This window comes from Pseudomonas bubulae, assembly GCF_037023725.1.
In the GTDB taxonomy this organism is placed as follows: domain Bacteria; phylum Pseudomonadota; class Gammaproteobacteria; order Pseudomonadales; family Pseudomonadaceae; genus Aquipseudomonas; species Aquipseudomonas bubulae.
This window is the reverse complement of sequence record NZ_CP146077.1, coordinates 490,797-503,425: the sequence shown is the minus strand read 5'-3', so window position 1 is coordinate 503,425 and position 12,629 is coordinate 490,797. Positions and strand designations below refer to the sequence as shown.

General features: G+C 58.3%; 13 protein-coding genes. 5 read left to right on the top strand and 8 right to left on the bottom strand.

Annotated features, from left to right (window positions below; all coding sequences use genetic code 11):
* Nucleotides 1-23 precede the first annotated feature (23 nt).
* The 4 genes from V6L81_RS02285 (at nt 24) to gcvH (ending at nt 4,469) form a co-directional block, all read left to right on the top strand.
* Nucleotides 24-1,025: an extracellular solute-binding protein gene (locus V6L81_RS02285; protein WP_095000720.1), complete on the top strand. Its 1,002-nt coding sequence runs from the start codon at nt 24-26 to the stop codon at nt 1,023-1,025.
* A gap of 145 nt (nt 1,026-1,170) precedes the next feature.
* Nucleotides 1,171-2,787 (top strand): iron ABC transporter permease, encoded by a 1,617-nt coding sequence (locus V6L81_RS02280; RefSeq protein ID WP_095000721.1) that lies wholly within the window; start codon nt 1,171-1,173, stop codon nt 2,785-2,787.
* Nucleotides 2,788-2,940: 153 nt separating this feature from the next.
* Entirely contained in the window at nt 2,941-4,023 is a 1,083-nt protein-coding gene (gcvT, locus tag V6L81_RS02275) for a glycine cleavage system aminomethyltransferase GcvT (protein WP_095000722.1), read from the top strand.
* 62 nt (nt 4,024-4,085) lie between these two features.
* Nucleotides 4,086-4,469: a glycine cleavage system protein GcvH gene (gcvH, locus tag V6L81_RS02270; RefSeq protein ID WP_095000723.1), complete on the top strand. Its 384-nt coding sequence runs from the start codon at nt 4,086-4,088 to the stop codon at nt 4,467-4,469.
* Between the two features lie 78 nt (nt 4,470-4,547).
* Here gcvH and V6L81_RS02265 read toward each other — a convergent pair whose 3' ends face one another.
* The 6 genes from V6L81_RS02265 to V6L81_RS02240 form a co-directional block, all read right to left on the bottom strand.
* A complete protein-coding gene (locus V6L81_RS02265) occupies nt 4,548-5,690 on the bottom strand; it encodes a DegT/DnrJ/EryC1/StrS aminotransferase family protein (protein WP_095017787.1) in 1,143 nt (380 codons plus the stop codon).
* A 271-nt stretch (nt 5,691-5,961) separates the two neighbouring features.
* Nucleotides 5,962-6,276 carry a DUF2388 domain-containing protein gene (locus V6L81_RS02260; protein ID WP_095000725.1) on the bottom strand — a complete coding sequence of 105 codons (315 nt, stop codon included), beginning with the start codon at nt 6,274-6,276 and terminating at the stop codon, nt 5,962-5,964.
* Between the two features lie 66 nt (nt 6,277-6,342).
* Nucleotides 6,343-6,792 (bottom strand): NfeD family protein, encoded by a 450-nt coding sequence (locus tag V6L81_RS02255; RefSeq protein WP_095017786.1) that lies wholly within the window; start codon nt 6,790-6,792, stop codon nt 6,343-6,345.
* A gap of 3 nt (nt 6,793-6,795) precedes the next feature.
* Nucleotides 6,796-7,716 (bottom strand): SPFH domain-containing protein, encoded by a 921-nt coding sequence (locus V6L81_RS02250; protein WP_095000727.1) that lies wholly within the window; start codon nt 7,714-7,716, stop codon nt 6,796-6,798.
* Between the two features lie 95 nt (nt 7,717-7,811).
* Nucleotides 7,812-9,581, bottom strand: a complete 1,770-nt coding sequence (locus V6L81_RS02245) for a GspE/PulE family protein (RefSeq protein ID WP_317757351.1) — start codon at nt 9,579-9,581, stop codon at nt 7,812-7,814.
* A gap of 106 nt (nt 9,582-9,687) precedes the next feature.
* A complete protein-coding gene (locus tag V6L81_RS02240; RefSeq protein ID WP_095000729.1) occupies nt 9,688-10,023 on the bottom strand; it encodes a hypothetical protein in 336 nt (111 codons plus the stop codon).
* A 127-nt stretch (nt 10,024-10,150) separates the two neighbouring features.
* Between V6L81_RS02240 and V6L81_RS02235 the strand changes: the two genes are divergently transcribed.
* On the top strand, nt 10,151-10,615 hold the full coding sequence (locus V6L81_RS02235) for an Lrp/AsnC family transcriptional regulator (protein WP_095000730.1): 465 nt from the start codon (nt 10,151-10,153) through the stop codon (nt 10,613-10,615).
* Between the two features lie 164 nt (nt 10,616-10,779).
* On the opposite strand, the gene V6L81_RS02230 is transcribed toward V6L81_RS02235, so the two are convergent.
* Together V6L81_RS02230 and V6L81_RS02225 are read right to left on the bottom strand one after the other, a co-directional pair.
* Complete coding sequence (locus V6L81_RS02230) at nt 10,780-11,703, bottom strand: hypothetical protein (RefSeq protein WP_095000731.1); 924 nt, start codon at nt 11,701-11,703, stop codon at nt 10,780-10,782.
* A 240-nt stretch (nt 11,704-11,943) separates the two neighbouring features.
* Nucleotides 11,944-12,417, bottom strand: coding sequence for a glycine zipper domain-containing protein (locus tag V6L81_RS02225; protein WP_095000732.1), 474 nt, complete (start codon nt 12,415-12,417; stop codon nt 11,944-11,946).
* Nucleotides 12,418-12,629 lie beyond the last annotated feature (212 nt).

Genomic DNA, 12,629 nt, shown 5'->3' with positions numbered 1-12,629 from the left:
CGCATTAAGAGAGACCGCCCCTCATGTTGGCACGCAAGCGTCTACTGACTGCCCTGGCCCTGACCGTTTTTGCGAGCGGTGTTTCTGCTGCCGATGAGGTGGTGGTTTACTCCTCGCGTATCGACGAACTGATCAAACCGGTATTTGATGCCTACACCGCGAAAACCGGGGTCAAGGTCAAGTTCATCACCGACAAGGAAGCGCCGCTGATGCAGCGCATCAAGGCCGAGGGGCAAAACGCCACCGCCGATCTGTTGCTAACCGTGGATGCCGGTAACCTTTGGCAAGCTGAGCAAATGGGCATCCTGCAACCGTTCACCTCCGAGGTGATCGACAAAAATATCCCGCCGCAATATCGCTCTTCTTCTCACGAGTGGACTGGTCTGAGCCTGCGCGCACGGACTATCGCCTATTCGACGGACCGGGTTAAACCAGAAGAACTGTCGACCTATGAGGCTTTGGCCGACAAGAACTGGGAAGGTCGCTTGTGTCTGCGCACTGCCAAGAAGGTTTACAACCAGTCGCTGACCGCCACCATGATCGAAGTGAATGGCGCCGAGAAAACCGAAGAAATCCTCAAGGGCTGGGTCAACAACCTGTCCACAGACGTGTTCTCGGATGACATCGCCGTGCTTGAAGCCATCAACGCCGGGCAATGTGACGTGGGCATCGTCAACACTTACTACTACGGTCGCCTGCACAAGCAGAAGCCCGATCTGGCGGTGAAGCTGTTCTGGCCCAACCAGGCGGATCGTGGCGTTCACGTCAACTTGTCGGGTATTGGCCTGACCAAGTACGCGCCGCATCCTGAAGCGGCCAAGGCATTGGTGGAGTGGATGACCACCCCTGAAGCCCAATCGATTTTCGCTGGCGTAAACCAGGAATTTCCGGCCAACCCAAGCGTTCCACCTTCGGCGGAAGTGGCGAGCTGGGGTAGCTTCAAGGCCGATGCACTGCCGGTTGAAGTGGCAGGCAAGCGCCAGGCTGAAGCGATCCGCATGATGGACCGTGCTGGCTGGAACTGATCAAAATCTGAAGTAATACCTGTGGGAGCGGGCTTGCTCGCGATAGCATCGCCGGGTTTCATTGGAAACTGCGGTGTTTGCATCGCGAGCAAGCCCGCTCCCACATTTGTTTTCACGTCGTCCCATCCACCTCCGAGAGTTTTTCGTGGCCCATCCTGCCCAACGTCGCTGGTACCCGCTGGTTTTTGTCATTGCTGCCCTGGTGCTGCTGCCGCTGAGCGTGTTGCTGCTGTCCTGGCAAAGCATTGATGCCCAGATCTGGAGCCACTTGTGGGACACGCAGATGCCGCGCCTGCTGGGCAACACCCTTACACTGATCGTCGGTGTGGGCATCGGCGTCACGCTGTTGGGCGTAAGCCTGGCCTGGTTGACCAGCCTCTGTGAGTTCCCTGGCAGGCGCTGGCTGGACTGGGCGTTGATGCTGCCGTTTGCGATTCCCGCCTATGTGCTGGCGTTTGTGTTTGTGGGCTTGCTGGACTTCGCCGGGCCCATACAGACCCTGCTGCGCGAGTGGTTCGGCATGGGCTTGCGGCTGCCTCGGGTGCGCTCAACCGGGGGGGTGATCACCGTGCTGATTCTGGTGTTCTACCCCTATGTCTACCTGCTGGCGCGCACGGCGTTTCTGGCCCAGGGCAAAGGCCTGATGGAAGCGGCACGGGTGCTGGGGCAAAGCCCGTGGCAGGCATTCTGGCGCGTGGCATTGCCGATGGCGCGCCCGGCAATTGGTGCCGGCGTAGCGCTGGCCTTGATGGAAACCCTGGCTGATTTCGGTGCTGTGTCGGTGTTCAACTTCGACACCTTCACCACGGCTATTTACAAGACCTGGTACGGTTTTTTCAGTCTGTCGACGGCAGCACAACTGGCCAGTTTGCTGTTGCTGGTGGTCATGCTGGTGCTCTACGGCGAGCGCCGCGCCAGGGGGGCCAGCCGTGCCAGCAACGAGCGACCACGGGTCACTGCCCTTTACCACCTGAGCGGGCCCAAGGCATGGCTGGCCAGTGGCTGGTGTCTGCTGGTGTTTGCCTGTGCATTCGTGATCCCGATGTTGCAACTGGTGGTGTGGTTCTGGCAGCGCGGGCGCTTTGATCTGGACGAGCGTTATGTCGGTTTGATCGTGCATACCCTGTATCTGGGGGCAATGGCGGCGCTGATTACCGTCAGCGTGGCGCTGGTGCTGGCCTTTGCCCGACGCCAGGCGCCAACCCCGGCTATCCGTGCCGGGGTCAGCCTGGCGAACCTGGGCTATGCCTTGCCGGGTTCGGTGCTGGCGGTGTCGATCATGCTGGCGTTCAGTTATCTGGACCGCGAACTGGTGATCCCTGTTTCGGGGTGGCTGGGCGGTGCGGGCAAACCGTTGCTGCTGGGCAGCCTGTCGGCCCTGTTGCTGGCGTATCTGGTGCGATTTATTGCCGTGGCCTATGGGCCGCTGGAAAACAGCCTGGCGCGGATTCGTCCGTCTTTGCCCGAAGCCGCCCGCAGTTTGGGCGTCAGTGGCCCGCGACTGTTTTTCAAGGTGTATCTGCCATTACTGCTGCCGGGCACCTTGAGCGCTGCGCTGCTGGTGTTTGTTGATGTGCTCAAGGAGATGCCGGCGACCTTGCTGATGCGCCCGTTTGGCTGGGATACGCTGGCCGTACGCATCTTCGAGATGACCAGCGAGGGTGAGTGGGCGCGGGCTTCGCTGCCGGCCTTGACCCTGGTACTGGTCGGTTTGTTACCGGTCATCGGTTTGATTCGACGCTCGGCCCATCGCATCGGTTAGGTGTCAGTCCTCCTGCATGCGGCTACAATGCGCGGCATTCGGTGCGGTCTGTCTGTCAGGCCAGGTTTCTGCGTGATGTAAAAAAGCCGCTTGTTTGGCTTGAAATGCTCCGCAGCCTGTCCGCACCTTCGCCAAGCCCGGAAGGAGAAACCCATGGGACAGCGTACGCCTCTGTATGACCTGCATCTCGCCCTAGGCGCGAAGATGGTCGATTTTGGCGGTTGGGATATGCCTTTGCATTACGGCTCGCAGGTTGAGGAGCACCATGAGGTGCGCCGCGACTGTGGGGTTTTTGATGTCTCGCATATGACCGTGATCGACATCACCGGGCTTCAGGCCAAGCAATGGTTGCAGTATTTGCTGGCCAACGATGTCGAACGACTGAACACCCCCGGTCGCGCCTTGTACAGCGCCATGCTCAACGAGCAGGGCGGCGTGGTCGACGACATGATCGTCTACCTGATGCCTGGCGGTTACCGGCTGATCGTCAACGCCGCCACCCGCGATCAGGATCTGGCCTGGATGCAGGCTCAGCTTAAGGGCTATGACGTGCAACTGCAGGAGCGTCCAGAGTTGGCCCTGCTGGCCATTCAGGGGCCACAGGCGCGACATAAGGTCGCCGAGCTGGTGAGCCAGGCCCGTGCCCAACTGATCCAGCAGCTCAAGCCCTTTGAAGGGCAGAGCTGTGGCGACTGGTTTATTGCCCGCACCGGCTACACCGGCGAAGACGGCCTTGAAATCGTGCTCCCGGCCGATCAGGCCCCGGCTTTTTTCAACGATCTGGTCGGCGCCGGTATTTCACCGATCGGCCTTGGCGCCCGCGACACCTTGCGCCTGGAAGCCGGCATGAACCTCTACGGGCAGGATATCCACCTGTCGGTGTCCCCCCTTTGCGCCAATATGGCCTGGACCATTGCCTGGGAGCCTGCTTCACGCAAGTTCGTGGGGCGCGAAGCGCTGGAGGCCGAAAAGGCCGGTGGCGTGCAGCTCAAACTGGTGGGTTTGGTGCTTGAAGAGCGGGGTGTTTTGCGCGCCCATCAGGTGGTTCGCATCGCCAATGTTGGCGAAGGAGAGATCACCAGTGGTAGTTTCTCTCCCACGCTAAGCAAATCGATCGCTCTGGCGCGAGTTCCGATGGCAACGGCTGACCGTGCCGAGGTTGAGATTCGTGGCAAGTGGTACCCGGTTCGCGTAGTCAAACCGACTTTTGTTCGTCTTGGCAAAGCCTTGATCTAACGTTTACTGGCGGGCGTGCACAGAGTGCATGCCGCTGACATTTATACTTGAGGACACTGAATATGAGCCTGATCCCTGCCGAGTTGCGCTTTGCTGAAAGTCACGAGTGGGCCCGTCTGGAAGCAGATGGCACGGTTACCGTAGGCATCAGCGATCACGCTCAGGAAGCCTTGGGGGATGTGGTGTTTGTTGAGCTGGCTGAAGTTGGCAAAGTATTCGCTGCTGGCGATACCGCGGGTGTTGTGGAGTCGGTAAAAGCCGCTTCCGACATCTACTCGCCGGTGTCGGGCGAAGTGATTGCCGTCAATGAAGCGCTGGCTGACAGCCCTGAGTCGCTGAACAGCGAGCCGTACACCAGCTGGATTTTCAAGCTCAAGCCAAGCAACACCGCCGAGCTGGAAAAACTGCTGGACGCTGCCGGCTACAAGGCTGCAATCGGCGAGTAACGAGCAAAAGAATCTCAACTGTGGGAGCGAGCCTGCTCGCGAACAAGCTTCGCGAGCAGGCTCGCTCCCACAGGGAGGTCAGGCGTTTTGCAGAACTGCTTTCACCGCTGCTACCGAACGCTCTACATCGGCCTTGGTCATCGCCGTAAACATCGGCAATGATACGATCAGGCGCCCGACACGTTCGGCCACCGGGAACATCCCTTCTTTAAAGCCCTGCGCGCGGTACAGGCTGAGCAAGTGAATTGGCGGGTAGTGGTAACCGATGCCCACGCCCAATGCCTGCATTTCTTTCATAAAGGTCGCCCGCGCCGGTTGACCATCCTTGCGCTCAGGCAGCACGAGCTGGAACAGATGCCAGTTGGTGTTGTTGAAATCCGCCACCGGCAGTTGCGCGCCGTATTCCGCTTCAAAATCCGACCCGAAGCACTCAAAGTAATGCTTGGCCAGCGCCCGACGATGGGCGGTGATGGTTTCGATATGGGCGAACTGGCCCAGACCAATCGCAGCCGCAATGTCGGTCATATTGAACTTGCCACCCAGCACGTCGACATCCAGGCCGTCGAAACCGGTACGGGTAACGCCTTGCAGGCGGTATTTTTCGGCCAGCCGCGCTTCTTCTTCATTGTTCAGTACCAGGCAACCACCTTCGGATGAGGTGATGTTCTTGTTGGCCTGAAAACTGAAAGAAACGAAATCGCCGCGTGCGCCAATGCGCTCACCTTGCCAGCTGGAGCCCAGGGCCTGGGCCGCATCTTCAACCACGCGCAGGTTATGCTTTTTGGCAATTGCGTAGAGCGCGTCCATGTCCACTGGCAGGCCCGACAGGTACACCGGAATGATGGCCTTGGTGCGCGGGGTAATGGCTGCTTCGAGCTTGTTAAGATCGATATTGCGGGTTACCGGGTCGATATCGGCAAACACCGGCGTGGCACCGACTTCGATAATCACATTGGCAGTAGCGACCCATGAAATAGGCGTGGTGATGACTTCATCGCCAGCACCGATTCCGGCAATGCGCAGAGCGATTTCCATGGTGCAAGTGCCGGAGTTGAAAGTGCGCACCGGGCGCCCGCCAAAATACTCGGACAATTGTGCTTCGAATGCCTGCACCTTGGGCCCGCTGGTGATCCAGCCCGAGCGCAACACGTCGCCCACGGCAGCAATGGTGGCTTCATCAATGGTGGGTTTGGAAAACGGCAGGAAAGGCAGCGAGCTCATAGAGGCATGACGTCCGATGTGAGTGAATTTGAGTAACCAAAGAGCAACAGCATAGCGCTCAAGATCATACCCGCAGGATCACTCACAGCTGGTGAAAATTCTGTATGGCGGCTGAATGAGCAAGGGCCGTATTGCGTAGCAGCTGCTTTCGGCAGCTGCTACAGGAAAACTGCAACTGTGGGAGCGAGCCTGCTCGCGAAGGTCGTTCGCGAGCAGGTTCGCTCCCACAATAAGGCTTGACCTGCAACAGAGAATCCACAGATGGAGGTGTTTACTCAGCCGTGGCGTTTTTAACCAGAATCGCGTTAGCCAGGTCCATATCGCTGACTTTCAGGTTCGGGTTATCGGCGCGCACTTGTTGCATGGCCGACTCCAGGTACGGGCCACGAATTGATCCGTTACTGGCGACAAAACTGCCGGCGTCATCTTGAGCTGCGATGACTTTGCGGTCTTTTTTGAAGGTCAGGTAAGTGGACCCGGTGGTTGCGCCGGAAGACAGCACATTACGCCAGAAGCTGTCGGCCATGGCCGAACCAACAGGCAGGGACAGCAAGGCGATAGCGGCAACAGCATATTTGAGACGCATGACGGTGACTCCGGATAGATTAGCTATAGTATTTGATTGCCAATAGTGCGCAGGAGTTCCGTAACCTTACGGCACAATTTCTACGCTCAACACGGCTCCGTTTTGTTCGGTTACGCGTACCGATGTTCCCACCGGAGCGTCAGGCCCTACTGCCATCCATACGCTGTCCCCTACCTTGATTTTGCCCCGCCCTTCGACAATCGCCTGTTGCACGATAAAAGTACGACCGATCAGCTCATGACCGCGGCGGTTGAGGTTCGGCTGGTCGCCACTCTCCCCAGTGCCACGTTGGCGCCGCCACCAGAATACCGCCGTGAGGATCGCCAGCACGCCAAACAGCGGCAATTGCAGTGTCCAGGGCAGCTCCGGGGCCAGGAACGTCAAGCCGCCCACAATCAGGGCAGCAAGGCCCACCCACAGCAGATAACCACCGGCGCCGAATACCTCCAGAATCAGCAGTACCGTGCCAAGAGCCAGCCAGTCCCAGAAGTTCAGGTCTTGCAGAAACTCCCACATGTATCAGGCCTTCCTGGTATCAAAGGTGGCTTTGACGATTTCGCTGATGCCTCCCACGGCGCCGATCACCTGGCTGGCTTCCAGCGGCATGAGGATGACCTTGCTGTTGTTGGCAGAAGCCAGTTTGCCCAGCGCATCGATATATTTTTGTGCAACAAAATAGTTGATCGCCTGCACGTTGCCTGAGGCAATGGCTTCCGACACCACTTGTGTGGCGCGGGCTTCGGCTTCGGCCTGGCGTTCGCGGGCTTCGGCTTCGAGGAACGCTGCCTGGCGGCCCCCTTCGGCTTCGAGGATCTGTGCCTGTTTTTTGCCTTCGGCGGTGAGGATTGCTGCGGCCCTTAGCCCTTCAGCTTCAAGAATTTGCGCACGCTTGATACGCTCGGCTTTCATTTGCCCGGACATGGCGGCCATCAGGTCGGCCGGCGGGCTGATGTCCTTGATCTCGATACGGGTGATTTTGATGCCCCACGGTGCCGTTGCTTCATCGACTGTGCGCAACAGTTTTTCATTGATGCCGTCACGCTGGCTGAGCATGGCATCCAGCTCCATGGAACCCAGCACGGTGCGGATGTTGGTTTGCAGCAGGTTGCGAATGGCATGCTCGAGGTTGTTGACCTCATAGGCGGCTTGCGCCGTGTTGACCACCTGGAAGAAACACACGGCATCGATTTGTACCGTGGCGTTATCGGCGGTAATCACTTCTTGTGGGGGGATATCCAGCACGCTTTCCATGACGTTGATCTTGCGTCCGATACGATCCATCACCGGGATGATGATGTTCAGGCCCGGCTTGAGGGTATTGGTGTATCGCCCGAAGCGTTCCACCGTCCATTGATAACCTTGCGGCACCACCTTGAAGCCCATAAAGAGCACGGCAATGGCCAGGGCGACAAATAACAGGATCACAGTACCCACTTGCATAACCATTCCTTGTTTTTGAGGTGTAAGAAACAAACGAGCGTGAAGCGTAGCGATCTAGAAAATTGTCCAACTCCCTGGATTTTAGTCAAAACAACTCAAGCATGCGGGGTGACTCGCAGTGCTTCTTGCAGTGAGGTCACCCCGTCTGCAACTTTTAGGGCCGCAGCAAGCCTGAGGCTGAGCATTCCTTGTGCACCTGCCTGGCGACGAATGGCGTTGAGGTCGGTTTCGCGGCCAATCAGCCCCCTGAGTTTTTCGCTTATGACCATGACTTCGTAAACACCGACCCTCCCGGTGTAACCGGTTTCGCGGCACTGCGCACAACCAACGGCCCGGCAGATTGTGTCCGGTGCTGCCCCGGCCCAGGCCGGGGCAAAATCCTGCCATTCGTCGGGAGCCGGCGGATGTTCGGTCTTGCACTCCGGGCACAAGGTTCTGACCAGTCGCTGGGCCATGACACCCAGCAATGTGGCCTTTATCAGATAGGGGGCAACCCCGAGTTCTTGCAGGCGGCTGATGGCGCCGGGAGCGTCGTTGGTATGCAGGGTCGAGAGCACCAGATGCCCGGTGAGTGCAGCCTGAATAGCCACTTCGGCGGTTTCCAGATCACGTATCTCACCGAGCATGATGATATCCGGGTCCTGGCGCAGCAGCGCCCGCACACCGTTGGCGAAGGTCAGGTCAATGTTGGTCTGAACCTGCATTTGATTGAACGCCGGCTCGATCATTTCGATGGGGTCTTCGAGGGTGCACAGGTTGATTTTGGGGGTGGCCAGTTGCTTGAGCGTTGCATACAGGGTGCTGGTTTTACCCGAGCCGGTGGGGCCGGTGATCAAAATAATGCCGTTGGGCCGGGTGGTCATGTGCTGCCAGCGTTGCAAGTCGTTCGGGGAGAGGCCCAACTGGTCGAAATCTTTGAGCAGGACCTGCGGGTCAAAAATACGCATCACCATTTTTTCGCCAAAGGCGGTGGGCAGGGTGGCGAGCCTCAGTTCCACTTCAGCACCCTGGGGCAGGCGGGTTTTTATCCGGCCGTCCTGGGGTTTGCGTTTTTCGGCAACATTCATCCGGCCCAGGCTCTTGAGGCGACTGACAACGGCCATCGTTACCTGTGGCGGGAAGTGGTAAACATCATGCAGCACGCCGTCGATCCGAAAGCGCACGCAACCTTGCTCACGGCGGGGCTCCAGGTGGACATCGCTGGCGCGTTGTTCAAAGGCGTACTGAAACAGCCAGTCGACGATATTGACGATGTGCGCATCGTTGGCATCCGGTTCCCGCTCGCCTGCGCCCAAGGTCAGCAGTTGTTCGAAATTGGCCGGCGGGCTGGTCTTCTGATCGTTGAGTACAGCCCCATTGACCGATTTGGCCAGCTGGAAAAACTCTACGTTGAGGCGCTGGATTTCCAGGGGGTTGGCAATGACACGTCTGATAGGGCGCTTGAGCGACTGGCGCAAATCGGCCTCCCAACTGCTGACCCAGGGCTGGGTGTTGGCAACTGTGATGGCTGAGGCATCGGCCGCCACCGCGATGATTCCATGCCGCTGGGCGAAGGCAAAGGACATTGCTCCGGTCACGGTGGCGACATCGACCTTGAGCGGATCAAGGCGCAGGTAGGGTTGCCCTGCATGGTTGGCGAGCCAGGCAGTGAGGGTTTCAAGATCGAGAATCCTGCCTCCCCGATCGGGATCGCAGAATTGTTGCTGCGCAAGAAATACCAGGGGGTGGAGGGTGGCACTGGACGCTTCGCGACTGCGTACCATTGCCTGCGTGGCGCAGCTTTGCTGGATACGATTTTGCGCCAACAGCGCGGATAACAGATTGTTGAGGTTCAGCCACCGGTCATGGGACGGGGTGATGCGCATAACGGCTCCTTGAGGCATCGGCGCAGACAGGTCCTTGTCTGGCCATGTACCTGATAAAGCCTAGTTGCGCCGTGTTGGCCCGCCTGCCACCAATGGTTGCGAACTATTACCCGCAAGCTTGCATTGCCGGGTCCTTGGCGGCCTGCACGGGTTGCAGCTGCATGTCGAAGACGCTGATCAGGCTGCGCAGTTTTTCGCCGATGATCCGGGCACGGTGCCAGCTCTGTTCGTGACTGCGGATGTCAATGCTCAAGGTGTCCCCGTCACGTACCACATCCACTTGCTGCGGGATCAGTTGCTGCAGGGCAAACAGATTGAGCACCCGGCACAGCACGTCGGCATCGGCTTCGGCCTGGATACGGAAAAGCACCTGGCAAGGGGCTGCATTGCTGGCCCATACGTCGGGGCGAGGGGCGTGGGTAATGACTTCAAGATGCGGCATGCAATGGCTCCTGTTCAGACTGGAGAAATATTTACACGTCGCGGGAGAATTTTTTTATCTAAGATGTTTTGAATTGACGATAAATAGACTCGAACAAGTCTCAGCTTATTCATTAATGGGTATTTTTATGCAAAGCGAGCTGGATGCTTACGACCGACGCATATTGGCGCTGCTGCAAGAGGACGCTTCGCTGTCCAGCGCGCAGATCGCGGAGAAGGTGGGGCTTTCGCAATCGCCCTGCTGGCGGCGGATCCAGAAGATGAAGGACGAGGGCATCATTCGTGGCCAGGTCACCTTGCTCGATCGCAAGAAAATCGGCCTCAATACGCAAATTTTTGCCGAGATCAAACTCAATGCACACGGTCGCTCAAACTTCACCGAGTTTACTGACGCGATCCGCGGTTTCCCCGAAGTGCTGGAATGCTATGTGCTGATGGGAGCGGTAGATTTTCTGCTGCGTATCGTGACGGCTGATATCGAAGCCTACGAGCGGTTTTTCTTTGAGAAACTGTCGATGGTGCCGGGCATTCAAGAGGTGAATTCGATTGTGGCGTTGTCCGAGATCAAGTCCACCACCTGCCTGCCGGTCTGAATCCCGGAAAACAAAACGGCCTTCTCAAGGAAGGCCGTCGGCTGGGTTTGCGCACTGTTATCAGTGAACAAACAACGCAATCAGAATAATGATCGGAATTGGAATACCGAGGAAAAACAGCAGAAGTGAGCGCATTTTATTCTCCAGTCAACGAATAGCCCGGGTTAAACCAGCGGGGTTGTGGTGGTGGGGGTCAGATACGTCACGGCATCCCGGCGACGGCCGCCAAAGGTGGCGCACAGGCTGGCAAAGAAAGCGCCGATCAGCAGTGTGATAAACATCCACAAGGTGGACCAGGCGGCGACCTTGGCAGCGGTATCAGCGGCTTCCTTGGCTTTTACCTTGGCTTCTTCAACAGCCTGATGGGCCTTGGCGTAGACCTGGTCGACCCGTTGCTCGGCTTCAGGTTGGCTGAGGTTGGTGCGCTGGGCGATGATTTGGGCCAGGTAGGTACGGTCTTCACTGCTCAATTGGCCGTCATTGGCCAGGCTGTGGGCGAAGATGCGGGCCACGGTGCCATGGGCTGCGTCTTCGCTGACAGCGGTGCCGCGGTCATCGCGAAACAGGCTGTCGATAAAATAGTCCGAACCTTTGTCGCCATTGTTGGCTGCGGCACTGCCGGCTGCACTGCTGATCGCCGTTGCGGCGCCTGAAGCTACGCTGGCCCCGGCTTGAACGCCGCTGCCGATCACGCTGCTGACCGAGCCTGCAACCAAGGTAGCGGTTACCAGCGTGGCCACGGCCCATGCCAGAAAACCATGGGCGGTGTCGCGAAAGTAGGCTTCATCGCCATGCAGGTTGGTCCATTTGACCCGCAAACGACCGGCCAGATAACCGCCCATGCCGGAAGCAATGATCTGGGTAACGGCCAGCCAGACGATGGCGGTAATACCCAGGCCTTTGGCGCCCACCCCTTCATTGGCCCACGGAGAAACCGCAGAAAACCCAAGCCCCGCCCCTAGCATCAGCAGCAGCAGGGAGAGGACGGCAGCAGTGGCGGCGCCGGCAAAGATGGCGGCCCAGGAAACACCGGATTGACCGGAGGAATCTTGCAGGGCTGCGGGATAGTGTTCAGTTGTCCCGATCATTGTTGTTGTGCTCCTGAATGGTAGGAAGTGCAGCGTTCATTCAGGTAATTGCAGGGGATGTGCCAACCCTGTGTTGCAGGTAATTCCATATCTTTCAATGGCTTGCAAATGGTTGGTTTTTTCGGTGCATGCAGATTGCATGATCAGGGGCAAAACAGGCGGGCGTAATGCATTGAAACAATTTGCCCGGAGCAGGCGCAGGTAAAAAAAACGGGAGCCTTTCGGCTCCCGTTGTACGCATCAGTCGTGACGATGCTTGTTTTTGCGATGGCCATACGCGTGGCCACGGCCGCGATGATCGTCGCGGTAGTAGCGACGGTTATCGCGGTCACGATAGCGGCGATCGTCGCTGTCGCTTTTATTGCCCATATAGTTGCCCAGCGCGCCACCGGCACCACCGCCAGCGGCCGAGCCCACCAGTGCGCCTGTGCTGCCGCCGACACTGCGGCCCAGCACGTTACCGCCTGCAGCACCCAGTGCGCCGCCAATGGCGGCTTCACCACGGCTGCGTTTGTCGGCACCTACGGCACTACCTGCCGCACCACCCACACCTGCACCAATCGCAGAACCGGTCGAGCCGCCGAGCTGTTGGCCAACAACGGCGCCAAGAACCCCGCCTAATGCGCCGCCTACACCGGCTTCGGTGGTGCCACCGGCCGAGGCTACGCCACTGACCAGGCCAAGGGACAACAAGAGAATCGAGGTGAGCTTCATGGATGAGCCTCAAAGAGATGACGGCGCGATCCTGAGGCTGCAAGCGGTTGGTGACAATCGAAATCCGACGAGTAGCACGAGTTGTACACAATTCTATAAGTTGTTGTTTTTACTAGGGAACTTAATCTGTTTTCGAGGGTCTGTTAGCTAGTTCGGTTAGGTCGTTTTCGTAGGAAAACGGCCTTTTTTGTGGCCGCAGTTCAGAGGCGCGC

Excerpts from the sequence above, each read along its gene's own strand:
- V6L81_RS02240 (WP_095000729.1), bottom strand. The coding sequence starts at position 10,023 with ATGCCGCATCTTGAAGTCATTACCCACGCCCCTCGCCCCGACGTATGG.
- gcvT (WP_095000722.1), top strand. The coding sequence starts at position 2,941 with ATGGGACAGCGTACGCCTCTGTATGACCTGCATCTCGCCCTAGGCGCG.
- V6L81_RS02235 (WP_095000730.1), top strand. The coding sequence starts at position 10,151 with ATGCAAAGCGAGCTGGATGCTTACGACCGACGCATATTGGCGCTGCTG.
- gcvH (WP_095000723.1), top strand. The coding sequence starts at position 4,086 with ATGAGCCTGATCCCTGCCGAGTTGCGCTTTGCTGAAAGTCACGAGTGG.
- V6L81_RS02285 (WP_095000720.1), top strand. The coding sequence starts at position 24 with ATGTTGGCACGCAAGCGTCTACTGACTGCCCTGGCCCTGACCGTTTTT.
- V6L81_RS02225 (WP_095000732.1), bottom strand. The coding sequence starts at position 12,417 with ATGAAGCTCACCTCGATTCTCTTGTTGTCCCTTGGCCTGGTCAGTGGC.
- V6L81_RS02265 (WP_095017787.1), bottom strand. The coding sequence starts at position 5,690 with ATGAGCTCGCTGCCTTTCCTGCCGTTTTCCAAACCCACCATTGATGAA.
- V6L81_RS02260 (WP_095000725.1), bottom strand. The coding sequence starts at position 6,276 with ATGCGTCTCAAATATGCTGTTGCCGCTATCGCCTTGCTGTCCCTGCCT.
- V6L81_RS02255 (WP_095017786.1), bottom strand. The coding sequence starts at position 6,792 with ATGTGGGAGTTTCTGCAAGACCTGAACTTCTGGGACTGGCTGGCTCTT.
- V6L81_RS02250 (WP_095000727.1), bottom strand. The coding sequence starts at position 7,716 with ATGCAAGTGGGTACTGTGATCCTGTTATTTGTCGCCCTGGCCATTGCC.
- V6L81_RS02230 (WP_095000731.1), bottom strand. The coding sequence starts at position 11,703 with ATGATCGGGACAACTGAACACTATCCCGCAGCCCTGCAAGATTCCTCC.
- V6L81_RS02245 (WP_317757351.1), bottom strand. The coding sequence starts at position 9,581 with ATGCGCATCACCCCGTCCCATGACCGGTGGCTGAACCTCAACAATCTG.